Here is a 24,246-nt window from a genome sequence, read left to right as displayed (position 1 = left end):
ATTTAATCAAGGATCGCTATCGCTTTCCTCCTTGACAAAATAATTACTAGCAATTTAAGAAAACCACAGCATTATTCAGAGAAAATTTTTCAGAGGTCTGTGTCACATATGTTTGACTTCTCTAGATCATAACAAATAATATATTTAGAGTTTACTTGAAAAAATACAAAAAAAGATGTATAATGAAAATATAAAGAAACTCTGCGATGTGCGTTGGCTTTGATAATTCAACCGACATAACAGACATGGGAGTCTGGGTTTAACATTGGATAACAAGCCCCCTTGAGGGGACGTTAGAATATGTTAACAAGAAACCCCCCTTTTAGAAGGCGGGTATGAATTACCTTAGTTGACGGCATTGCGGGAAAAATCCTCTCAAGTTTTACTTGAGAGGATTTTTGTTGTTTATACAATATTTATCGGAAATTTTTTTCTTTCTTTAAAAATATGGACATATTTGAATCCCAGTTCTTTCAACATTTTTTCAGCAGATCTATATCCATATCCTATGGTATCAGGCTTATGGGAATCTGAGCCTATGGTTATTATTTCTCCTCCTAATTCTCTATATAATTTTAAGATTTGAATCTTAGGGTGAAAATAACCTAAGCCATACCTCATTCCAGCAGTATTTATCTCAATTCCTTTGCCATTTTCAATTAAAATCTTTAATATGGATTCTATCATATAATGGTATTCATCATATTTTGGAATAGTAGAGTAATCATCAAAATATCTGTCAATATAATCTAAATGTCCTAGAATATCAAAATTATTAAATCCTTTTACACAAGTATACATATCATTATAGTACGCCTCTAAAGCTTTCAGAGGTTCAATTTCTTTAGTAAAACCATCAGCATGTATATCTAGTTTATTTACTGAATGAACAGACATTAAAACAAAATCGAAGTTATTGTCATCAATAAATTCATTGTATCTTTCAAATAAATGTGGCTGGATGCCTATTTCTACACCTGCCAGTATTTCAATATCCTTCATATACTTATACTTCACTTGTCTAATATTTTTGAAGTAATCAGATGTTCTAAAAACAAAATCAATTCTTTCTACGGTGGAATCTAAATCAACATGATCAGTAAAACATATACTTTTTAAATTATTGTCAATGGCAGCTAATACCATGGATTCCATAGATGCTTTAGAATCAATGGAATATTCACTATGAAGATGAAAGTCATACATTTGATTAACACTCCTAAAATTATATTTATTATATTTATAAAGAATTTTACTAAAGAATAGAGAAATAGTAAAGACTTATTTAGCAAAGTCCTCTTTATATTGAAGCCTATATAAATCGTAATACATCCCTTCCATAGATAATAATTCTTGGTGGGTACCTATTTCTTTAATATTACCTTTACTAAGAACTATGATTTTGTCTGCATGTTGAATAGTAGATAATCTATGGGCAACAGCAATACTGGTTCTGCCTTTAATTAATTTTTCAAGAGCATCTTGAATTAATAGTTCTGTCTCTGTATCTATACTTGATGTAGCCTCATCTAATATTAATATACTTGGATTGTAGGCTAAAGTTCTAGCAAAGGAGAGAAGCTGTCTTTCGCCAGAAGATAAAGTTGAACCTCTTTCCATTACAGGTTCCTTATATTTAAGAGGTAGTTTATTTATAAAATAATCTGCATTAACATACTTAGCCACCTCTATAATTTTGTCATCAGAGATTTCAGTATTGTTTAATCTAATATTATCTTCTATGGTTCCAGTAAATAGAAAAACATCTTGTAATACTACACCTATTTTTTGTCGTAATTCATATTTATTATATTCTTTTATATTAATATCGTCTATTAATATTTCCCCTTTTTGTATATCATAAAATCTAGTAATTAAGTTCATAATAGAGGACTTACCAGCTCCTGTTGCTCCAACAAATGCAATAGTTTCACCAGGGTTTATTATGAAACTAATATCTTTTAATACCCAATTATCAGATTCGTAGGCAAACCAAACATTTCTAAACTCAATCTTACCTTTTATATTGTCAATACTCATAGGGTTATTAGGATTTTCTACAATATCTGTATTATCTAATATATGAAAAATTCGCTCACTTGAAGCCATGGCAGATTGAAGTATATTATATTTTTCAGTCAAATCAAGTATTGGTTGAAAGAACCTTTGTAGATACTCTATAAAGGCATATAATACCCCAAATTCTATTGAATTTGAAATAACTTTATCACCACCATAATATATAATAAAAGCTATACCTAGTGAACGAATAACTTCTATGGAAGGTCTAAATATGGCAAAAAGAGTAATTTCTTTTTTTGCTGTTTTCAAATAATCTTGATTGATTTTATCAAACTGATTTGAGATTTTGTTTTCTTTCTTAAATATATGGATTATCCTCATTCCAGTTAGATTTTCGTTTAAAGTAGAATTAATTTTAGATAATTGTACTCTTGCCAGTCTATACACTACTCTGATTTTCTTTCTAAAGATAATAGATGCCACAATGATTAAAGGAACTAAGGCAAAAGAAATTAAAGCCAAAGTTAAATTCATTTTAATCATAATAAAGATAATACCTATAAGGACAAATATATCCTTAAATAAGTTGACTAAAACAGATGTATACATTTCATTTAAAGTTTCAGTATCATTTGTAACTCTAGTTACTAGTCTTCCAATAGGATTCTTATCAAAAAATGATATAGAAAGACTTTGAATATGAGCAAATATCTCTTGTCTTATATTGAAAATAATCTTTTGTGAAGTATAATTTAAAATCAATACTTGAAGATAATTTAAAACAAAAGCAAGTACAATAGAAACCAAGAAAATAAGAGCTATTTTGTTTATGCCTTTAATATCTGGATTTCTAAAATTTATATATGAATCATTATCTAAGAGAATTCTATTTTCCACTGATTTATCTTCATAATCACCAAGGTAATAGTCTCCATTTTCTTTTACTATATTTACAATAGGATAATCTTCTAACTGTAAATTATCTACTGTGTTTATGGAATTAACTTTTACATATTTTTTATTATTAAATATTATTCCTTCATATGTAGAATCAATTTCCATTTCATACATAGGTTTTGTATAACCTGATAAATAGTCATCTATAGTTACTTTAAGTAAATAAGGTTTTATAAGTTCTAAACCTGTAATAGTAACCATCATAAGAATAGCTAGGAGCAAATATAAAGTATAGGGTTTAGCATATTGTAAAAGTCGTTTCATTAATTTACTATCATAGGATTTTCCTACTATTTCATCATCATATTCTCTACTCATTATTTTCCTCCTAATTATTAATTATTTTTTCTTCTAACAATTGGTTCTCATATAAGTTTTTATAGAAACCATTATTTAATAAAAGAGATTCATGAGTTCCTCTTTCGGCAATTTCACCATTGGACAATAAAATTATTTCATCACAGTCTTTAATAGTAGATATTCTATGACTAATTATAATAGTAGTTTTTGTATCCATTATAGTCTTTAAATTATTTAATATTTTTTCCTCAGTTTCGGTATCTACACTAGACAAACTATCATCTAATATAAGTACTGAAGGTTCTTTAATTAAAGCACGAGCTATGGAAGTTCTTTGTTTTTGACCACCAGACAATGTAACTCCCCTTTCGCCTAAAATAGTTTCAAATCCATTTTCAAACTCTATTATATTATTGTAAACCTCAGATAACTTAGCGGCATTTACAACTTTTTCGGAAGAAGTAGGTTTATCAAATGAAAAAGCAATATTTTCTGCTATAGTATTAGAAAACAAGAAATTATCTTGTGGCACATAGCCTATATTTTCCCTAAGAGATTTTAAAGACAGGTCTTTAATGTCTATATTATCGAAGAGTATATTACCATCTTGAGCATCGTAAAGTCTAAGAAGCAGACTTGCAATAGTTGACTTTCCACTTCCTGTTCTACCAATTATAGCTAGTGACTTTCCCTGTTCTATTGAAAAATTTATATTTTTTAAAGCATAGTTATCAGAATCAGGATATTTAAAGCTGACATTTTTAAATTGAACTTGTCCTTTTGGTTGTTCCAATTCAATAGTCTTTGGATTATTAACTATATCTGGGGTTTCTTCCAGAATAATGTTTATTCTGTCCATTGAGGCAGCTCCTCTTTGAAATATATTTATAACCCAACCTAATGCCATCATTGGCCATACTAATAGACCTAAGTATGAATTAAATGCAATAAAGTCGCCTAATGAGATTTTATTTAATATTACTTCTTTACCTCCATAAAAAATAATTAATAGAAAGCTAAGGGAGGATATAAACTCAATGAATGGATGGAAAGTCCCAGATATTTTAACCAAATCTAAATTCTTTTTTAAATTATCATTATTTACTTTTTCAAATTTACTTTGAATAAGATTTTCTTGTACAAAAGATTTTACTACTCGAACACCAGAGAAACTTTCTTGGGTAATGTCAGTAAGATCAGAAAAAGCCTCTTGAACTATTTTAAAACGTTTATGAATAATCTTACCAAATTTACTTACTACAATAACGATAAATGGTAATGTAAATAATGCAATAAAAGTCAATCTAATATTTGTTGTTTTTACCATCATAATCAAAGTAAGTACTATCATAAACATAGAGTCTACAATCATTATAGTACCTTGACCAATGGCCATTCTAACAGCATTTACATCGTTTGTAGCATGAGCCATTAAATCTCCAGTCTTATGAGTGTTAAAGTAATTTGGAGATAAGGATAGTAAATGATCGAATATCTTTTTTCTTAAATAGTATTCGAGTTCTCTGGAAGTGCCTAAAATATATATTCTCCAAAAAAAACGTCCAACAGCAATTGCTATTCCAGTTAATAAAATTAAAAACACATACTTTAATATAGCCTTATTATTTAAGGCATTGTTTTGAAAATCGTTCGTTAGCCACCTAAAGATTTGAGGAACTATTAGTTGTATAGAGTCTATTATTAAAAGCCATATTACTCCAATTAAATAGTTCCATTTTTGTTTTGAGAAAAAATCCTTCAAAGTAAAAAAAGTTGACAAGTTGTAATACCCCCTTATTATAATAGTTTTTTAAATTTAGATACTCGAAGTAATTTCTTAATATATATTATAAAGGAAATCTGGATAAAATGAATGAATATTTGAAAATTTTATTATAATAAGTATAAAATACTTAGGAATAAGAGACAATTAAATAGAGATTATTAAATAAAATTAGGAGGTATATTATGGAATTAACTACAAAAGAAATTTTAAAGAAGATGATATTGGATTCACAGGAAATGGTTAGAGATTATGAAACCCATTCTAAGAAGGTAAACGATAGTGAAGTAGCTGATATATTTAAAAAATTTGCTGAAGAATGTGGTTATCAAGCAGCAGAATTACAAAAAGTATTGAAAGAAAAATTTTAAATTCAAAAATCTAAAGTATATTGATTATAACTCCCATTTTGGGGTAGAAATGACAAATAAAATAGATACAATATAACAAAGGGGAGATAAAAATGTTAAACAAATTTATTGAAGAAAAGAAAAAAAGAATTGAAAAAGAAAAAAAAATGGAAACTGCTAAAAACCTTGCCGTTGGAACAGCCATAGGTACAGCAGTTGGTGCTGCAGCTGGTTTATTATTAGCTCCTAAATCTGGAAAGGAAACAAGAAAAGATATAGGTGATAAAACTAAGGAAGTAGCAGAAAATATAAAAACTACAGTAAATGACCAAATGGAAGCAACAAAGGATTTTGGAGAAAAAATAAAATCAGAAATTAAAAATGTTTATGATGATATTAAAGAAAAGGCAAATGAAGCAAAGGAAGATATTATAGAAGAAGTGGAAGATATGGATATTATAGAAGAAGTCGTGGAAGATATGGATATTATAGAAGAAGTCGTAGAAGATGATCAAATAGAAAAAGATGAGAGAGAAATTGAGTAAGGGGGCATAGATAATGAATGCTACCCTTACTGTTCAAGATTTATTTAAACTAATACTTTTTTTATTAGGTATAGGTGCTTTAACTTATTTAATTTTAATTTTTAAAAATTTAAATAAGATAATATCTAAAGCTGATACTATAATGGAATCAAATATAAAAGAAATTGACGATATACTTAAACAATTGCCTATTATAAGTGAAAACATACAATCTATTACAACAAATATGGACAATGTTTTAGAAGAATTAACTCCAGAGATAGATAGTACAGTCTGTAATATAAATAAGATAACAAAAAATGTAGGTTCAATTACTGATTCTATTGAAAATACAACGCATAAAGCTTATGAAACTTTTGATATAGTTACTGAAAGTATATCAGAAACAGCATTTTCTCTTCAAAACAATATAAAAAGTTTCGATAGCTATTTAAAATTAATTTTAGATGTAGTTGATAGTATAAAAAATATTATCAAAAAAAGATAAGAGTCTATTAGGCTTTTATCTTTTTTAATCCTATAATTAATACCATTAATAAATCAAATTTTTAAAATTCTTTCACAATTATTGGATTATTGGTATAATAGATATAATATTCATAGATAAATAAAATAGATATTAATTGCATATAAATATATAAATTACTATAAGATGAGAGGCTGAGTTTTATGAAAAAAGTTAAGGTAATATTTAATCCATCTTCAGGAAGACAATCTACAGAAAGAAAACTAGATCGTTTATGTAAATTGTTATTAGATGATGGATATTTAGTAAATAAATTCATTACTAAAAAAAAAGATGACGCTATGTTAGAGACAATTAAAGCTTGCAAAGAAGATTGGGATATTATAATTGTCAGTGGAGGGGATGGAACTGTAAATGAGGTAGCTAAGGGAATAGCTAAAAGTGAGAGAAAAATACCAGTAGCTATTTTATCATCTGGCACAGTAAACGATTTTGCTAATTATATGGAGATTCCTAAGAATATCAATGAGTTTTATGAAATGATAAAAAGAGAAAAGTTTATAGATGTGGATTTGGGTAAAGTAAATGACGAATATTTTGTAAACGTAGCAGCTGGAGGTATTTTATCAAATGTAGGTTATCAAGTATTGCCTGAAACTAAAATGGTCTTAGGTAGGTTAGCATATTATATAGAAGGATTGAGAGAAATAACTCTTCAAAATTTGGAATCCATAAACTTAAATATAGAAAGTGAAGAATATTCTTTAAATGATGAGGTATTATTGTTTATTGTATCCAATAGTTCTTCCATAGGTGGATTTAAAAAATTAGCTCCAGAAGCAGATGTTCTTGATGGGCTATTAGATGTAGTAATTATAAAGAAATCTGGAGTTCAAGATTTGGCAAATATTTTTATTAACATATTTAGTGGAGGGCATGTCAATCATCCAAATGTATTGTATTTTAAGTCAAAGAAGGTAGAGCTAAAGACGAACCGAGATGTACCTATTGATTTAGATGGTGAATATGGAGGAAAACTTCCGGCTACTTTTGAAGTCGTACCTAATGCCTTTAGAATTATTATATAATGATTTTAAGGGAAAATGAAGGAGGAGGTTCAAATGAACAAAAATGAAAGCTATGAAAATGTATCCAATATAGAAAGATATTTGAGAAAAATAGACTATATTATAAGAAAAAAAGGTAGAGCAATATTAGCCGACTTTAATATTACTGTACCTCAATTTTCGGCTTTACAGATATTAATAAATCAAGGAAATATGACCATAGGAGAGTTAAGTCAACATATGGCATTAGCTTGCAGCACTATTACAGACCTGGTAGATAGGATGGAAAAAGCAGACCTAGTAGTTAGAAAAAAACATGATAAAGATAAGAGAGTAGTAATAGTAGAGGCATTGCCTAAGGGATATGATATTTTGGAAAAGGTAATGAGTAAAAGAATTGAATTTTTATCAGGTAAACTAAGTGATTTTGAAGATGATGCTAAAAGTAGGCTAGATTTAGGATTAAAAGCTTTATATGAAGCAATGAAAGATGAAACCCAAGACTAGATACTAAAAAGAGGGGATATTAATGAGGATTATAGATAATAGATATAAAATTGAAGAAAGTTTAAATGATACCTTTTATTATGAATCATATAAGGTAATTGATTTATGGGAAGGTGATAAAATACAGTTGATGAAACTTTATAATCACAATATCCAAAATCAAGTAATTGATTACTTTTCGGACAACTTCATTCATCTATCTAATATTCGTCATGAATATTTATTATCCTCAGAATCATTTAATTTAGTAAAGACAATAGACACTAAAAAAACAAACATGCTATTATACTATTCAATAGTAGAATATGTTCAGGGGTCTAGACTAAGCAGAATAAAAGACAAGTTGAATTTTCATGAAAGATTAAAGATTATACTTGATATTATGGTGGTAATTGATTTTTTGCATTTTAGAGGATTTATATATAAATTATTAAATCCTTTAGCAATATTTATAACAGAAGATAAAACTATGAAACTTATGGATTTGCCTACAAACCTTGAAAATAGATATAGTTCTAATTATGATGATTTGTCAAGATATTTTATATTACCAGAAACCTTAATAGATAAAGAACAAGATGATAAAAATACAGATTATTTTTCAATAGGAGTATTGATTAAATATTTGTTTTTAAAAGATTTTACTGTTGATGATACAGACAGTTTTATATACAGTGATTTTTTAATAACTGAAGAACAAAAGGAAGTATTAAATAGTATTATAAAACAGCTTACTAAGCGAGACTTTATCAACAAAGAATTGAATTTAATGGAGATTGTAGATAGAGTAGTGATTGCTTTTAATCTTGACTATTCCTATGATTTAGTAAAGGATAGAAATGTCTTACATTTTAACAATAAGATCATAGGAAGAAAAAACGAAATTAGAAGATTTATGTCACTAGATGATAATATTGCAAGAGGAACAAATGATTTAAGGGGATTGGTTTTAAATGGTGATTTAGGAGTTGGAAAAACAAGATTTCTAAGGGAAATATCTTTTAAACTTAAAATGAAAGGTAGAGACGTATATTTTGTTGAGATACACGATGACCAAAGTAATCATTTGTTAGACATGGCTAATATTTTGAAACAGTCAATAAAAGATACATCTCCGGAACTTATAAATAAGTACAGGTCTGAACTTTCTAAAATATTACCAGAATTAAGACTAAATATAGATGAGGAAATAGATACAGACTTGAGTCAAAGGATAGAAAGGTTTAGATTATACAATAGAATTGCTAATTATTTCACAGAACTATCTAAAGACAAAATTATATATATTATTGTTGATGATATTCAAAAATGTAACACTACTTTTATAATGATTCTAGATTATTTAATCCAAAATACAACAAGTAATAATTTGTTTTTTGTTTTTTCCTATGATAAAAATGACGAAAATATCCATCCTTTAGTGAAGGAAAAAATAGAGCAATGGGAAAAGGAAGTATATATACAGTTTATGAATTCACATAAATTAAATCTAGAAGAAATAGGAGAATTAGTTAAAAGTATATTGGGAATATCCTATGTTCCTTATAGTTTGGCTTCTGTTTTATTTAGAGAAAGTAAGGGGAATCCAAGACGAATTGAATATATAATTAAACATTTATTCAACACTGGAGAATTATACATGAAAACTTCAGGAAGATGGTACCTAAAGGTTGATGATTACGATGACTTATCTATTCAACCAAATGTAGAAGATGACTTTTCAAAGCAATTGAATATAATTAAAGAAAATTATTTTAAAGAGAATTATTTTGATATATTCAAAGTAATGTCAATATTTAGCGATAAACTACATAAAAGAATATTACTTGAGATGTTGGAAATAGAACAACACAATATAGAAGATGCCTTAAATGAATTAATAAATTTAAAACTAATAGATGAAAAAGTAGCAGACTGGGGATACAGTTATAATATAAATGGTAGTGAACTAAAAAGGCTAATTTACAATCAAATATCTGAAGAAGAAAAAACAGCCTTACATACAAAGGCAGCTAAAGTCATTCAAGATTTAGATGATGGACTTATATTAGAAGAATTAATATATCATTTAATTAAATCTAATCAAAATAAAAAGGCTTTAGATATAGTTTTTAATGAGATAGAAAAACTTGAAAACAAGTATGGAAGTCAAGCTAAGTTTTTGTTGCAACAGGCATATAATATAGTTAAAGATAATGATAGCGAAGAAAAGCTTGAAGTTTTAGAGGGATTAGTTAATATATATTATTTAAAAGATGAAACAGATAAAGGAAAAGCATATTTAGAAGAGTATCAAAAAACTGCAAAGCTATTAAAAAACTTTGACCATATAATCAAAAGTAAATTTGTAATTATAGATATTAATTTTAGAAAAGGTGAAAAGGAAAAGGCTTTACAAGAAGTAGAAGTCATAGAAAAGATTTCCAAAGAAAATAATATCGTTGAGGGGAAAATAATGGTATTGGCCACTAAGGCAAGATTTGGAATATCTAATGGTGAATTAAAAGAGTCAGAAAGATATTTAAACGAAGGAATAAAACTATCTCAAAATAATGGAAATATAAATTGTTTAGGGATTCTTTACAATAGGCTGGGACTCATAAAACATTTAAGTGGAAACACAAAAGAGGCAATAAAGGACTATAAAAAAAGTATTTTTTATTATGAAGCCATAGGGAACTTTATGGATGTTACCAGACCTATTAATAATATCGGAATCATCTATGCAGATTATTATGCAAACAATCAAAAAGCTATGGAATATTATAAGAAGGGTTTAACCATAGCAAAAAGTACTGGTCTACAAGAGGTGGAAACTGTTTTCTTAAATAATATAGCTGAGTTGTATATAATGGATTATAAGTTTGATGATGCTTTAAGATATATGGAAGAATCAAAGCAAGGCAGTTTAGAACTTCAGGATTTTAGAATGACTATTTTAGTTCATATTAATTTAGGAACTATATATCTTGCAACATCGGAATATACAAAAGCATATGGATGTTATCTATATTTAAAAGAAGTATTTGAATCAAAGGAAATATTTGATTTTGAAATAAATGTACAATATCATGAGTTTTTAGGAGAATTCTATGGTTGTTTCGGACAATGGGAGAAGGCAATAGAATCATATAATGTTGCTTTGAAATTATCTCATGAAGTTAATGCACGAGATTACCTAAGAAGTAAATTAATGATTATTTGTTTTACATTTTTAAAGGAATCTACTTTAAATATAGAAGAAGTTGAAGAATTGAGAAATTCCTATAGAAATACAGAATTTATTCAAGATAGAAGAAAAGCACTTTTATATTTATCTATTATTTGTCTTTTAAATCAGGATAGAAAATATGCTCTCAATTTAATAGAAGAAGATACAGATTTAGTGGAATTAGTAGATATAGATTTTTTACACAAAATAAGAGAAATAATATTATATGCCTTAGACCTTTCAGATTCTTCCATCGAAAATTTAATTTTCATGGAAGAGGAAACTGATGATGGAACTTTTTCTTTGACCTTGTATCTTAATACTTTAATAGGATTTGTATTTTATTCTAGAAATAAATATAAAGAAGCTATTAAATATCTACTGGATTCCTTAGATAGAATTTATCGATTGACTTTAAAGATACCAGATTCACAATTGAAATTTAGCTATATTAAAAGTAAAAAAGGGGATTTAATAAAGGAAAAAATAGTAACCTGCATAAAAAATGAATATAATCGTGAAGTAAATTATCCATTACTAGAGGAAGTAAATGAAAAAGATTTAAATTACTTTTTTGATATTACTTCTATGATTGATGTAATAGGTAGTGAAGAGTTTGTAAAAATAACTAAACTGGATTATTTGGATAATGTTTTGGATATCAATACTACAGAAGAATTAATATCTAGATTTACTGATGATTTCAAACATAATTTAGATATAATACTTAACTATTTAGGAAAGGAAACCTTTGCTAAAAAAGGTTATATTCTAGGTTATGATGATAAAGAAAAGGATTATATAGTGTATTCGTCATTAGATGATAAAAGCGATTATAAAATTAATAAAGACATCCTATCTTTAACTGATAAACATAAAATGGGAATTTTAATAAATAGTAATTTCCAAACTGTATATAATCAGAATTATAAGGAGTTTTTATCTAATGATAAAAAAGGGATAATATGTGTTCCCATATTTAAATCTAATGAATCAGTTAATAGAAAGATAGAAAGAAGAAAGATTATATACGAGGAAAGCCGTAGCCAAGGTTATATTTACTTAGAAACTGATAAGGTATTTAACAGATTTGACATTCAAAGATTGGAATTAGTTAAAAATCTTTCTAGTTTAGCATTTATTAATTTAGAAAATAATAAGTTGAAGTTAATGGCTATTCAGGATAAACTTACTGGAGTATTTACTAGAAAGTATTATGAAGGAAAACTAGTAGAACTTATTAATCACGCTAAGTCCACAAATGGAAATTTTTCGATTTTACTGTTAGATATTGATAAGTTTAAGAATATCAACGATACTTATGGACATAGAAAAGGAGACCAAATTCTTGCTTTAATAGGTGAAGTCTTAAAATCAACAGTAAGAACCTCTGATATAGTGGCAAGATATGGTGGAGAAGAGTTTATTATACTTATTAAAAATACTAAAGAATATGAAGCTAAGAAGATTGCAGAAAAAATACGTAAAAATGTTGAGAATTTTAAAATTAAGGGAATAGAACATTCAATTACCATAAGTATAGGAATATCTCTTTATCCACATCATAGTCAATTTAAAGAGGAGCTAGTTGAAAAAGCAGATCAAGCTTTATATCATGCTAAAGAAACAGGAAGAAACAAATCTGTTATATGGAATCCTCAGATGGACAATACAATAAATAGAGTTGATAAATTAGCAGGTATTTTAACAGGGAATACTGAAGATGATAATAGAAATATATTGGCTCTTATTAATACTCTTGAATTAATAAAAGAAAATCAAAGTATTGAAAAAAAGACTTTCAAATTTTTAGGAAGAGTGTTAGAAACTCTAGATGCAGAGTGGGGTTCCATAATATTTATTGATGATGGAGATATTAAAAGAACCTTGAGCCGAGCTAGATTTAATGATAGCTGGATAGAAAACATACAGATAAATCATAGAATCATCGATAGAATATTATATACTCAAAAAGGTGAATTTTTAATAGATTGGGATAATATTGACAATATTGATTCTTTAACAGGACTGCCGAACTGGCAATCTGTTATAATTTTACCACTAATAAATAATGGGCAAGTAAAGGGAATTTTATATATTTCCACTGCTATTAAAAATAAAGAGTTTGACTTTGATGATTTTAATTTATCTAAAAACTTTGGTAATATATTTTCTGCAATAATATAAAATATGTTTACTATTTTGTATTATATTATGTTATAATTGATTTAAGTTTTGAAATTTCCAATATTTAAAGTAGGGGAGATTATGCTTAATAGACAATTTATTTTAAGAGAATTAAATTTAAAGAAAACCACAGAAATTATCTGTGGTTTTTTTATGCACTTTATCTAAGTAATGAAATATAATGATGAACTTGAATGGAGGTTGTAACATGGAAAAAATATTTATAGACGGTAATAGTCTAACTCTAGAGGAATTTGTGGAAGTTGCAAGAATGGGTAAAGAAGTAGAATTATCTAAGGAAGCGATTTTAAAGGTGGAAAAAGCCAGAGCTTTGGTAGACAAATTTGTAGATGAAAATAAAGTAGTATATGGTATAACTACTGGATTTGGAAAGTTCAGTGATGTTGTAATCACTGGAGAGGAAACAAAAACACTACAAAGAAATCTGATTATAAGCCATGCTTGTGGAGTAGGCAATCCCTTAGAGGAGGAAGTAGTTAGGGGAATTATGTTACTTAGAGCTAATGCCTTATCTAAAGGTTTCTCAGGTATAAGACTATCTACATTAAACACATTAGTAGAAATGTTAAACAAAAAGGTCCATCCTATTATTCCAGAAAAAGGTTCCCTTGGAGCTAGTGGAGATTTAGCACCGCTTTCCCATATGGTATTAGTTATGATAGGTGAAGGTGAAGCTATATATGAAGGAAAAAGAATGTCTGGTAAAGAGGCAATGGCAAAGGCGAATATTCAAACAGTTGAATTGACATCAAAGGAAGGGTTGGCTTTAATCAATGGAACTCAAGTAATGACTTCTATTGGTGCATTAACAATACATGATTCTATAGTTTTAAGCAAAACAGCTGATATTGCTGCATCATTAACTATGGAAGCCCTAAATGGAATAACTGATGCTTTTGATCCTAGAGTTCATAGTGTAAGAGCCCATGAAGGACAAATAAATACAGCTAAGAATATATTATCCATATTAGAAAATAGCTCCATGACTACAAGACAGGGCGAAGTTAGAGTACAAGATGCTTATTCATTAAGATGTTTGCCTCAAATCCATGGAGGAAGTAAAGATTGTTTCAAATATGTAAAAGAAAAAATTGAAATAGAAATGAATTCAGCAACAGATAATCCTTTAATATTTGTAGATGAAGAAGAAGTCATTTCAGGTGGAAACTTCCATGGTCAACCAATGGCTTTAAGTTTCGATTTCTTAGGAATCGGTTTATCTGAACTGGCAAATATATCTGAAAGAAGACTTGAAAGATTAGTAAATCCATCTTTAAGTAATGGATTACCTGCATTTTTAGTTAAAAAGGGAGGACTTAATTCAGGATTTATGATAGTACAATATTCAGCAGCGTCTTTAGTATCAGAAAATAAAGTATTAGCTCATCCTGCCAGTGTAGACTCCATACCATCTTCTGCTAATCAAGAAGACCATGTGTCCATGGGAACAATTGCAGCAAGAAAAGCTAGGGAAATACTAGGAAATGCTAGAAAAGTTCTTGCTATGGAAATACTAGCAGCTTGCCAAGCAATAGATTTAAGAGATAATAAAGGATTAGGAAAAGGAAGCAATATAGTTTATAATATAATAAGGGAAGATATTCCATTTATGGAAGATGATAGAGTTATGTACTCTGATATTAATAAATCAGAAGATATATTAAAAACTGGAAAAATAGTTAATGAAGTTGAAAAAGAAATTGGAAGATTATTATAGGAGGGATAGTTAATGATTAATAATTTAGGGATTTCTCAAGCTATGACTATTAAATTAGGAAATGAATTACCACCAGAGCCAAAGTTTCAAGAAAATATAAGAAGAGCTCCTAAGAGAGAGTTAAATTTAACTCAAAGAGAGATAGAAATTGCTCTTAAAAATGCTTTAAGGTATGTACCAGAGGAATTACATGAAAAATTAGCACCAGAATTTTTAGACGAGTTATTGACTCATGGTAGAATATATGGATATAGATATAGGCCAGAAGGAAATATTAAAGGAAAATCACTAGATGAGTATAAGGGAAAATGCATAGAAGGTAAGGCGTTTCAAGTAATGATAGATAATAATCTTGACTTTGATGTAGCATTATATCCTTATGAATTAGTCACTTATGGGGAAACTGGTCAAGTATGCCAAAACTGGATGCAATATAGTCTGATTAAGAAATATTTAGAAGAATTAACTGATGAACAGACTTTAGTAATTGCTTCAGGACACCCAGTAGGTTTATTTAAATCTTCTGTTACAAGTCCTAGAGCGATTATAACAAACGCACTTATGATAGGTGCTTTTGATGATCAAGAACATTGGATAAAGGCTCAGGCAATGGGAGTTGCAAACTATGGACAAATGACAGCAGGTGGCTGGATGTATATAGGACCTCAAGGTATTGTTCATGGAACATATAATACAATTTTAAATGCAGGTAGAATGAAACTAGGAGTTAAAGAAGATGGTGATTTAGCAGGTCATCTATTTGTAAGTTCTGGTTTAGGTGGAATGAGTGGAGCACAGGGTAAAGCTACTAAAATTGCTAAAGGTGTAGGAATCATAGCGGAAGTAGATTATTCAAGAATAAAAACTAGATTAGATCAGGGTTGGATAGATAAATCCTTTGATGATTTAAAAGAATTATTTGCATATGCTCATGAGTTCATGGAGAAAAAAGAACCAGTGGCAATTGCATACCATGGTAATATTATAGATTTATTGGAATATGCAGTAAACAATAATGTTCATATAGAATTATTATCAGATCAGACTTCATGCCATGCTCCTTATGATGGGGGATATTGTCCACATGGTATTACTTTTGAAGAAAGAACAGAGATGTTAGAAAAAGATAAAAAAGGATTTATAAAATTAGTAAATGAATCCTTAATCTATCATTTTGAATTAATTAAAAAACTAGTGGAAAAAGGAACTTATTTCTTTGATTATGGAAATAGTTTCATGAAAGCTATTTATGATGCTGGTGCAAAGGATATTTCTAAAAATGGAATAGATGAATCAGAAGGATTTATATTCCCTTCCTATGTAGAAGATATAATGGGACCTATGTTATTTGATTATGGATATGGACCTTTTAGATGGGTTTGTTTAAGTGGCGAACATGAAGATTTAATTAAAACAGATAAAGCTGCTATGGATATAATAGACCCTAATAGAAGAGGTCAAGACAGAGATAATTATATATGGATAAGAGATGCAGAAGCCAATGGACTTGTAGTAGGTACTCAAGCTAGAATTTTATATCAAGATGCTTTAGGAAGAACGGAAATTGCATTGAAATTTAATGAAATGGTTAGAAATAAAGAGGTAGGGCCTATAATGTTAGGTAGAGACCACCATGATACAGGAGGTACAGACTCTCCATTTAGAGAAACTGCTAATATCAAAGATGGAAGTAATATTATGGCAGATATGGCTACTCAATGTTTTGCAGGAAATGCAGCAAGGGGAATGAGCCTTATAGCACTTCACAATGGTGGAGGAGTAGGAATCGGAAAGTCTATAAATGGTGGATTTGGAATGGTGTTAGATGGTTCAGAAAGAGTAGATAATATCCTTAAAACTTCAATGCCTTGGGATGTAATGGGTGGAGTAGCAAGAAGAGCTTGGGCTAGAAATGAAAACTCTATTTCAACTTGTGTAGAGTATAATAATAAATTCAAGGATACAGACCATATAACAATACCATATGTAGCAGATGATAAATTAGTTAAAGAATTAGTTGAAAATAAATTAAATAAATAATAATAGGGGGAATATAAATGGCTAGGATAATTCAATGTGTGCCAAACTTTAGTGAAGGACAAAATAAAGAGATTATTGAAAAGATAGTTGAAGAAATAAGGGTTGTAGAAGAAGTAAAGTTACTGGACTATTCTATGGATAAAGACCACAATCGTACAGTAGTTACATTTATAGGTGAACCCGAAAAGGTAATAGAAGCTGCTTTTAATGCTTGTAAAGTAGCATCAGAATTAATTGATATGAAAAATCATAAGGGAGAGCATCCAAGAATGGGTGCAACTGATGTTATACCACTAATTCCAATATCAGATGTAACTATGGAGGAAGCAGTAGAATTATCAAAGAGATTAGGGAAAAGAATTGGAGAAGAACTTAATATATCTGTATTTTTATATGAAAAATCTGCAAGTTCAATAGATAGAGAAAATCTAGCTGATGTAAGACGTGGACAATATGAAGGTATGGAAGCTAAGTTGAAAGAAGATAATTGGACTCCTGATTTTGGACCTGTTGAATTAAATAGAGAGGCTGGAGTTACAGCAGTTGGAGCTAGAATGCCTTTAGTGGCATTTAATGTAAACTTAGGTACAAATGATGTTAGTATTGCTAAAAATATCGCTAAATCCATTAGATCAAGTGGTGGTGGGTTTAAATATTGTAAGGCTTTAGGGATAGAAATTAAGGAAAGAAACATAGTTCAAGTAACCATGAATATGGTAGACTATACAAAGACACCATTATTTAGAGTATTTGATGTTATAGAAAGAGAAGCTAAAAGATATGGTGTAAATGTCATAGGTAGTGAGATAATAGGATTAGTTCCTATGGCAGCAATGGTTGATGTGGCAGACTATTATTTAAGAGTAGAAAACTTTGATCATAGTCAAATTTTAGAAAAAAGAATGATGGAATAGGTGATAAAATGAAAGCCACTTTAATTATCAAAAATATAGATAATTTAATAACCTTAAAAGGTGAGAATAAAGCTAGAGTTAAGGAAGAATTAAAAGATATTGGATTGATTAAAAATGGTATAATAGCTTTAAATAAAGATAAAATATTATATGTAGGAGAAGGAGAATTGCCATCTGATATTACTTTAGATGAAAGTACTATTATTCTAGATGGAACTGGGAAAACCGTAACCCCAGGATTAGTAGATTCCCATACTCATTTGGTACATGGTGGTTCTAGGGAAAATGAATTGGCAATGAAGCTAAAGGGTATACCTTATTTAGATATACTTGCAGCAGGTGGAGGAATTCATTCTACAGTAAAAGCAACTAAAAATGCAAGTTTTGAGGAGTTGTATAATCAAGCAAAGAAAAGTTTAAATACTATGTTATCCTTTGGAGTAACTACAGTTGAAGCAAAAAGTGGATATGGTATAGACGACTTTGAAACTGAAATAAAACAATTAGAAGTAGCTAAACATTTAAATGAGGATCATCCAGTAGATATTATATCTACGTTTATGGGTGCTCATGCTATACCTAATGCCTATAAAGATAATTCTGATGAATTTGTAGATATTATTATAAATGATATGATTCCTAAAGTAGCCCAAAAAAAATTGGCTAAATTCTGCGATGTATTTTGTGAAGAAGGAGTATTTACCATAGAGCAATCTAAGAAGATTTTACTTGCAGCTAGAGAATATGGAATGGGTCTTAAACTTCATGCTGATGAAATAAAACCATTAGGTGGAGCTGAATTGGCTGCTGAAATAGGATGTATTTCTGCAGATCATTTAATAGCAGCCAGTGATAATGGAATTAAGGAAATGGCTAAGAATGGTGTAATAGCTAACTTATTACCAGGAACTAGCTTTAACCTACAAACTGGTAACTTTGCTAAAGCGAGGAAAATGATAGAAGAAGGTGTACCTGTATCGTTATCTACTGACTATAATCCAGGGAGCTGTCCAACGGAAAACATACAGCTGATTATGAGTTTTGGAGCATTGATTATGAAATTGACTCCAGAAGAAATAATTACATCAGTAACAATAAATGGTGCGGCCTCATTAGGTTTAGAAGAAAAAATAGGAAGTTTGGAATCAGGCAAACAAGGGGATTTAGTAATCTTTGATTCTCCGAATTTAGAATATATATTATATCATTTTGGTATAAACCATGTAGACAAAGTAGTTAAGAAAGGTGAAATAGTATATACTAAAGAAAAATAAAAGTTTAAAGAATACTTTTAATTAAATAAATTAACTTTTAGCTTGTTAGAAATACTATCAAGCTAAAAGTTTTTTCATTATGAAAGGAAGAAAGCTAAATGTTTGGAGAACTTATTAGAGCTTTTTTATTAATTTTTGCCGCTGAAATGGGAGATAAAACTCAGATAATAGCTATGACATTTGCGACTCAATACAAAGTAAAAGAAGTAATATTTGGAGTTATACTAGGAGTTATTTTTAACCATGGTATTGCAATATTATTAGGTAGATTTATTTCTACAGTTGTTCCTATGAATTTAATTCAAATAGTTGCAGGAATTATGTTCGTTGTATTTGGAGTAATGGCCTTAAAAGATGAAGATATAGATGAAACCAATGACAAGAAATCATTTAGCCCTATTATAACAGTAGCCATAGCTTTTTTTGTTGGAGAGTTAGGTGATAAAACCCAATTAACTGCAATGACTTTGTCTATAGAAGCAAGTTATCCAATATTTATACTAGTAGGTACGACTTTAGGGATGGTTGCTACTTCTGGATTTGGAATATTTATAGGATCCAAAATTGGGGAAAAAATACCTGAGATAGCCATTAAAGTTGCCTCATCTATAGTATTTATATTTTTTGGAAGTTTAAAATTATTCAATACAATTCCAAAGGACTATATAAATATCACTAATATTATATTATACTTATTAATAATAGCAATAATTGAAATTATTTTAATGAAAAAATTGATTAATAATAGACGAGGAAAAGAGAAATCTCCTATGATTGATGTAGCTTCTAAGTTATATAATCAAACAAAGGTTATAAATGAAACTATAGAAAGCATATGTTTAGGGGAAGGAAAGTGTGGGAAATGTATTGGCTCTAACTGTTTAATAGGATATACTAGATTTATAATTAAAGAGGCAAGAAAAAATGGAAATTATTATTCAGATGCTTATATTAATCTAGATTTTTTGATAAAAAAGGAATATGATAATAATAAAGTTTTAGAAGCTTTAAGTATTATAATGGTAGACTCAGTAAATAACAGTTGGAATACAGATGAAAATTTTGTAATCAATAAGGTTAGGAATTCATTAGAAGTAATCATTTTTGGACAAATTATAGGTCATAAATCTGACATCAATACTTATTTTAAAGAAGCTAAACTACTAAACAAAGAGTATGGAACATTGTTAGAAAAGAAGGTTTATACAAAATTACACAATTAATACTTCGTCTTAATTGTGAGAATAATTTATAAAACAAGGAGGTAAATATCATGGCTGAAAATCAATATGTGGTTTTTAAATTAGGAAAAGGAGAGTTTGGTATTGATATAATGAATGTAAAGGAAATCAGTGTTTATGAAGAATCTATTTCTCTTCCTAATACACCATCATTTATTGAAGGTGTTGTAAACTATAGAGGAAATGTTATACCTATTATCAACCTAAAAAAGAGATTATTATTAGGAGAATTTGAAGTAACAAAAGATACTAGAATTATTGTAATTAATTTAGATGATAGAGAAATTGGATTTATAGTAGATGAGGCATCTCAGACTTTAAGGTTAGATGAAGAACAAATAGACCCTGCTCCAGCGTTCATTACTGGGATTGATAAAAAGTATATAACAGGTGTAGGAAAGCTAGATGAAAAAAGACTACTGATCTTAATTGATCTTAATAAAATTTTAACTGAAAATGAAATAGAAGAGATACAAAATTTAGAGGTTTAAAAATTATGAAGTCGGATTCAATAGGGATTAGAAGGTTAAATGAAATACTAGAAACTACAATTAATTCTATAAAGGGAAGTAAAGATGAAATCTTTGAAATTGTAGATTATGCTAGAGCGGAATGTAAAAAGTTGGAAGATGAACTTAAAAACATTCAAGCGAAAATGATAGAAATCATTGAACAAGTAGAAAATTTGGAAGATCTAGATAAAAGGAGCAGAAGAAATTTATTAAATAAGAGTAAGAACTTTAATTTATTTAATGAAGATGAGATTAGAGAAGCTTATGATTTAGCCAATGCTATTAGGGTAGATCTTTTGTTGAAAAGAGGGGAGGAGAAAAATTTAATAGAGAAAAGAAAAGATTTGGAAGTACGTTTGAAAAATTCTTATGAAGTATATAAAAAGGCAGAAAATGTTAATAAACAAATATCTGTTGCTACAGAATATTTAATGGGAAATTCTAAGGATATTTCAGACACTCTTGATGAATTAAGTAAAAAGCATTATTTAGGAATAAAGATTATTGAAGCACAAGAAGAAGAAAGGCTTAAAGTAGCTAGAGACATCCATGACGGACCAGCCCAATCTTTAGCCCATGTCATAGTGAAAGCAGAGTTATGTGAAAAACTACTAAATATAGATCAAGAAAGGGCAAAAAATGAACTCAATAATTTAAAATGGATTATTAGATTAACTTTAAAGGATGTTAGAAGAATAATATATGATTTAAGGCCTATGTCCTTAGATGATTTAGGACTTATACCAACACTGGAAAGATACATATCTATTTTTCAAGAGGAAGCTGAAATTAAGGTTAACTTTAAGCCTTATGGAAAATTTGACGATTTAGAGTCTGCTGTTCAAGTGGCTATTTTTAGAATAATTCAAGAGGCTTTAAGTAATATTCGAAAACACTCCCAAGCACAGTCATCATCTATTATAATTGAGAAAACATTGAATAAAATTAACTTATTGATTATAGATGATGGTATTGGATTTAATCCAGAAAGTTACAAAGAAGGATGCAATTCAGTATCTAGTGGATTTGGATTAATGAATATAAAAGAAAGAGTTGAATTATTAAACGGGAAGTTCAACATAACATCTTCTTCAAATGTAGGTACTAAAATAAATTTATTTATACCTTTATACGAGGAGGAGTAAGTGATGAAGGATAAAACTATTAGTGTAATAATTGCAGATGATCATCAATTAATAAGAGAAGGAATAAAACAAATATTAGAGTTAGAAGGCAATATAAATGTGGTTGGACAGGCTTGTAATGGAGAAGAAGCTTTTAATATGGCTAAGGAATTAGAACCTGATATAATATTATTAGATATAAATATGCCTAAACTAAATGGTATAGAAACTTTAAAGAAAATTAAGGATATGGGAATAAAAACAAAGGTAGTCATTCTGACTATCCATGAAGATAAAGAGTATATATTAAAGACTTTAAAACTAGGGGCAGATGCCTATATGTTAAAAGATTTAAGTTCAGATAATTTAATTAGAGGTATTCAGGAAGTGGCTAAAGGGAAAAAATATATTCAATCCAGTGTGGCAGATTTAGTTAAAGAGTTTTCTAGTTACGAAGAATATCCTGATACTAATATTAATAAAATTAATTCATTGACCAAGAGAGAGTATGAGGTCCTTATATTAATAGCAGAAGGATTAAATAATAAAGATATTGCAGAGAATTTATATATAAGTGAGAAAACAGTGAAGAATCATGTATCTAATATTTTTAAAAAACTTGATATAAATGATAGAGTGCAAGCAGCAATATTTGCATATAAAAATAATATAAAGAAACTATAGAAAGAAAAAACATCAAAGCCATTAAAATTTCAGTGTCTTATGCAATGAAATTTTAATGGCTTAATTTAGTTCCAAGGGAAAAGTGACCACTACCCCTAATAATTGTTTTTAATCATTTTAACGTAGACGAATTTGCAAAATCTAAAATATGATTTTTGAAGGCTTCGCTTAGTGGTGAAAGTTGTCTGCTTTTATGAAAAGCAAAATAAAATTTCCTAGTAAAATCTAATCCATCAATATAAAACGCTTTATATTTGTTAAGAGATAAATCTGACTCTATAGCTTTTTCAGATAAGAAACTGACACCTATACCAAGAGATACTAATTCTTTGACTGTTTCAGTATCTTCCACATATGCAGCAATATTTAACTTATTCAAAGAGATATTAGATTGCTGTAATACATTTTCAACTAAATCCCTAGTGCCAGAGCCTTCTTCTCTAAATACTATATTTTCTTTCAGTAAAACCTCTTTATTAATAAATGAAAAGTTCTCATCTGGAAATTTAGGGGAATTAGGAGTAATTAAAATCAATCTATCTTCCATTAAATCAATATATCTAAGGTTGTTTGAAGAATGTTTGGCACCTAAAATACCAAAATCTGTTTCGCCATCTAATATTCCTTTTACCACCTTTCTGGAATCTTTATCTCCAATTGTAAAGGAAACATCAGGATAGGAATTTAAAAAGTTTTTGATAATCGTAGGAAGTAAATGTTTTCTAGGAACGGAGCTAGAAAATATGTGAAGATGTCCTTGTATCTTACCTTGATAGGAGGCCAAATCAAACTTTGCCATCTCACAGGAATTCAATATATTTACTGCATACTTATATAATAAGCCGCCTGCATCAGTAAGTGTTAACCTTTTGCCAAATCTATTTATCAGCAGTGTTCCAAGTTCTTTCTCTAAATTTTGAATATGATTAGTTACAGTAGGTTGTGTAATGAAAAGCTTTTCAGCTGCTTTTGAAAAGCTTTTTAGCTTTGCAACTTCTACGAAGGTTTCTAATTGTCTAAAATCCACTTGCATCACCTCTTATATATTATTGTTGTCTTTAACTATATTGTAGCAAATAATATATATAAATCTACATTTTTTTATTAGAAATATAAAAAACAGAATATAAGCTATAAACAATCAAATCAAAAAAGCCTAATAATAGAATAATAAGGGAAATTAATAAAAAATAAAAATTGATATGAGACAATACATTTGTGACAAGTAAATATGAAAAAAGGAAAGACCTCTGATATAATGTTGTTTACCATAACAAACAAAAATCGGAGGGATCTTTCCTTATGAAAACAATTATAACAGAAG

The 24,246-nt window shown here is 28.6% G+C and carries 18 protein-coding genes and 1 other RNA gene; 15 read left to right on the top strand and 4 right to left on the bottom strand.

The window, feature by feature from the left end; translation table 11 throughout:
* Nucleotides 1-195 precede the first annotated feature (195 nt).
* Nucleotides 196-371, top strand: a non-coding RNA gene (gene ssrS, locus FYJ83_RS17100) — 6S RNA.
* Between the two features lie 34 nt (nt 372-405).
* Here the strand turns inward: ssrS and FYJ83_RS17095 are convergent.
* The 3 genes from FYJ83_RS17095 to FYJ83_RS17085 form a co-directional block, all read right to left on the bottom strand.
* Nucleotides 406-1,206, bottom strand: a complete 801-nt coding sequence (locus tag FYJ83_RS17095) for a histidinol-phosphatase HisJ family protein (protein ID WP_154442654.1) — start codon at nt 1,204-1,206, stop codon at nt 406-408.
* Between the two features lie 75 nt (nt 1,207-1,281).
* The gene (locus FYJ83_RS17090) at nt 1,282-3,297 is read right to left on the bottom strand and encodes an ABC transporter ATP-binding protein (RefSeq protein WP_154442652.1); all 2,016 of its coding nucleotides are present in this window, start codon (nt 3,295-3,297) and stop codon (nt 1,282-1,284) included.
* 10 nt (nt 3,298-3,307) lie between these two features.
* Nucleotides 3,308-5,059, bottom strand: a complete 1,752-nt coding sequence (locus FYJ83_RS17085; protein WP_154442650.1) for an ABC transporter ATP-binding protein — start codon at nt 5,057-5,059, stop codon at nt 3,308-3,310.
* A 188-nt stretch (nt 5,060-5,247) separates the two neighbouring features.
* Between FYJ83_RS17085 and FYJ83_RS17080 the strand changes: the two genes are divergently transcribed.
* From FYJ83_RS17080 to FYJ83_RS17015, 14 genes are all read left to right on the top strand, one after another.
* Nucleotides 5,248-5,433 (top strand): ferritin family protein, encoded by a 186-nt coding sequence (locus FYJ83_RS17080; protein WP_154442648.1) that lies wholly within the window; start codon nt 5,248-5,250, stop codon nt 5,431-5,433.
* A 92-nt stretch (nt 5,434-5,525) separates the two neighbouring features.
* On the top strand, nt 5,526-5,957 hold the full coding sequence (locus FYJ83_RS17075; RefSeq protein WP_154442646.1) for a YtxH domain-containing protein: 432 nt from the start codon (nt 5,526-5,528) through the stop codon (nt 5,955-5,957).
* Between the two features lie 13 nt (nt 5,958-5,970).
* Complete coding sequence (locus FYJ83_RS17070; protein ID WP_154442644.1) at nt 5,971-6,444, top strand: methyl-accepting chemotaxis protein; 474 nt, start codon at nt 5,971-5,973, stop codon at nt 6,442-6,444.
* Nucleotides 6,445-6,626: 182 nt separating this feature from the next.
* Nucleotides 6,627-7,511, top strand: coding sequence for a diacylglycerol/lipid kinase family protein (locus FYJ83_RS17065; protein WP_154442642.1), 885 nt, complete (start codon nt 6,627-6,629; stop codon nt 7,509-7,511).
* A 33-nt stretch (nt 7,512-7,544) separates the two neighbouring features.
* Nucleotides 7,545-7,997: a MarR family winged helix-turn-helix transcriptional regulator gene (locus FYJ83_RS17060; protein ID WP_154442640.1), complete on the top strand. Its 453-nt coding sequence runs from the start codon at nt 7,545-7,547 to the stop codon at nt 7,995-7,997.
* 22 nt (nt 7,998-8,019) lie between these two features.
* Complete coding sequence (locus FYJ83_RS17055; RefSeq protein WP_154442638.1) at nt 8,020-13,395, top strand: diguanylate cyclase; 5,376 nt, start codon at nt 8,020-8,022, stop codon at nt 13,393-13,395.
* A 208-nt stretch (nt 13,396-13,603) separates the two neighbouring features.
* Complete coding sequence (gene hutH / locus FYJ83_RS17050) at nt 13,604-15,133, top strand: histidine ammonia-lyase (RefSeq protein WP_154442636.1); 1,530 nt, start codon at nt 13,604-13,606, stop codon at nt 15,131-15,133.
* 12 nt (nt 15,134-15,145) lie between these two features.
* Nucleotides 15,146-17,173, top strand: coding sequence for a urocanate hydratase (locus FYJ83_RS17045; RefSeq protein WP_154442634.1), 2,028 nt, complete (start codon nt 15,146-15,148; stop codon nt 17,171-17,173).
* Nucleotides 17,174-17,190: 17 nt separating this feature from the next.
* Nucleotides 17,191-18,087 carry a glutamate formimidoyltransferase gene (ftcD, locus tag FYJ83_RS17040; RefSeq protein ID WP_154442632.1) on the top strand — a complete coding sequence of 299 codons (897 nt, stop codon included), beginning with the start codon at nt 17,191-17,193 and terminating at the stop codon, nt 18,085-18,087.
* A gap of 8 nt (nt 18,088-18,095) precedes the next feature.
* The gene (hutI, locus tag FYJ83_RS17035) at nt 18,096-19,361 is read left to right on the top strand and encodes an imidazolonepropionase (RefSeq protein ID WP_154442630.1); all 1,266 of its coding nucleotides are present in this window, start codon (nt 18,096-18,098) and stop codon (nt 19,359-19,361) included.
* 98 nt (nt 19,362-19,459) lie between these two features.
* The gene (locus tag FYJ83_RS17030) at nt 19,460-20,584 is read left to right on the top strand and encodes a TMEM165/GDT1 family protein (protein ID WP_154442628.1); all 1,125 of its coding nucleotides are present in this window, start codon (nt 19,460-19,462) and stop codon (nt 20,582-20,584) included.
* Nucleotides 20,585-20,634: 50 nt separating this feature from the next.
* Complete coding sequence (locus tag FYJ83_RS17025; protein ID WP_154442625.1) at nt 20,635-21,093, top strand: chemotaxis protein CheW; 459 nt, start codon at nt 20,635-20,637, stop codon at nt 21,091-21,093.
* Nucleotides 21,094-21,098: 5 nt separating this feature from the next.
* Nucleotides 21,099-22,259 (top strand): sensor histidine kinase, encoded by a 1,161-nt coding sequence (locus FYJ83_RS17020; protein WP_154442623.1) that lies wholly within the window; start codon nt 21,099-21,101, stop codon nt 22,257-22,259.
* A 3-nt stretch (nt 22,260-22,262) separates the two neighbouring features.
* A complete protein-coding gene (locus tag FYJ83_RS17015; protein WP_154442621.1) occupies nt 22,263-22,922 on the top strand; it encodes a response regulator in 660 nt (219 codons plus the stop codon).
* Nucleotides 22,923-23,034: 112 nt separating this feature from the next.
* Here the strand turns inward: FYJ83_RS17015 and FYJ83_RS17010 are convergent, their stop codons facing one another.
* The gene (locus FYJ83_RS17010) at nt 23,035-23,949 is read right to left on the bottom strand and encodes a selenium metabolism-associated LysR family transcriptional regulator (RefSeq protein WP_216585131.1); all 915 of its coding nucleotides are present in this window, start codon (nt 23,947-23,949) and stop codon (nt 23,035-23,037) included.
* Between the last annotated feature and the right edge of the window lie 297 nt (nt 23,950-24,246).

Origin of the sequence: Tissierella pigra (assembly GCF_009695605.1) — a bacterium.
In the GTDB taxonomy this organism is placed as follows: domain Bacteria; phylum Bacillota; class Clostridia; order Tissierellales; family Tissierellaceae; genus Tissierella; species Tissierella pigra.
The sequence above is the reverse complement of the archived record's forward strand: the minus strand, read 5'-3'. Positions and strand labels throughout refer to the sequence as shown.

Coding starts and splice junctions, on each gene's coding strand:
- FYJ83_RS17095 (WP_154442654.1), bottom strand. CDS start 1,206: ATGTATGACTTTCATCTTCATAGTGAATATTCCATTGATTCTAAAGCA.
- FYJ83_RS17090 (WP_154442652.1), bottom strand. CDS start 3,297: ATGAGTAGAGAATATGATGATGAAATAGTAGGAAAATCCTATGATAGT.
- FYJ83_RS17080 (WP_154442648.1), top strand. CDS start 5,248: ATGGAATTAACTACAAAAGAAATTTTAAAGAAGATGATATTGGATTCA.
- FYJ83_RS17075 (WP_154442646.1), top strand. CDS start 5,526: ATGTTAAACAAATTTATTGAAGAAAAGAAAAAAAGAATTGAAAAAGAA.
- FYJ83_RS17070 (WP_154442644.1), top strand. CDS start 5,971: ATGAATGCTACCCTTACTGTTCAAGATTTATTTAAACTAATACTTTTT.
- FYJ83_RS17065 (WP_154442642.1), top strand. CDS start 6,627: ATGAAAAAAGTTAAGGTAATATTTAATCCATCTTCAGGAAGACAATCT.
- FYJ83_RS17060 (WP_154442640.1), top strand. CDS start 7,545: ATGAACAAAAATGAAAGCTATGAAAATGTATCCAATATAGAAAGATAT.
- FYJ83_RS17055 (WP_154442638.1), top strand. CDS start 8,020: ATGAGGATTATAGATAATAGATATAAAATTGAAGAAAGTTTAAATGAT.
- hutH (WP_154442636.1), top strand. CDS start 13,604: ATGGAAAAAATATTTATAGACGGTAATAGTCTAACTCTAGAGGAATTT.
- FYJ83_RS17045 (WP_154442634.1), top strand. CDS start 15,146: ATGATTAATAATTTAGGGATTTCTCAAGCTATGACTATTAAATTAGGA.
- ftcD (WP_154442632.1), top strand. CDS start 17,191: ATGGCTAGGATAATTCAATGTGTGCCAAACTTTAGTGAAGGACAAAAT.
- hutI (WP_154442630.1), top strand. CDS start 18,096: ATGAAAGCCACTTTAATTATCAAAAATATAGATAATTTAATAACCTTA.
- FYJ83_RS17030 (WP_154442628.1), top strand. CDS start 19,460: ATGTTTGGAGAACTTATTAGAGCTTTTTTATTAATTTTTGCCGCTGAA.
- FYJ83_RS17025 (WP_154442625.1), top strand. CDS start 20,635: ATGGCTGAAAATCAATATGTGGTTTTTAAATTAGGAAAAGGAGAGTTT.
- FYJ83_RS17020 (WP_154442623.1), top strand. CDS start 21,099: ATGAAGTCGGATTCAATAGGGATTAGAAGGTTAAATGAAATACTAGAA.
- FYJ83_RS17015 (WP_154442621.1), top strand. CDS start 22,263: ATGAAGGATAAAACTATTAGTGTAATAATTGCAGATGATCATCAATTA.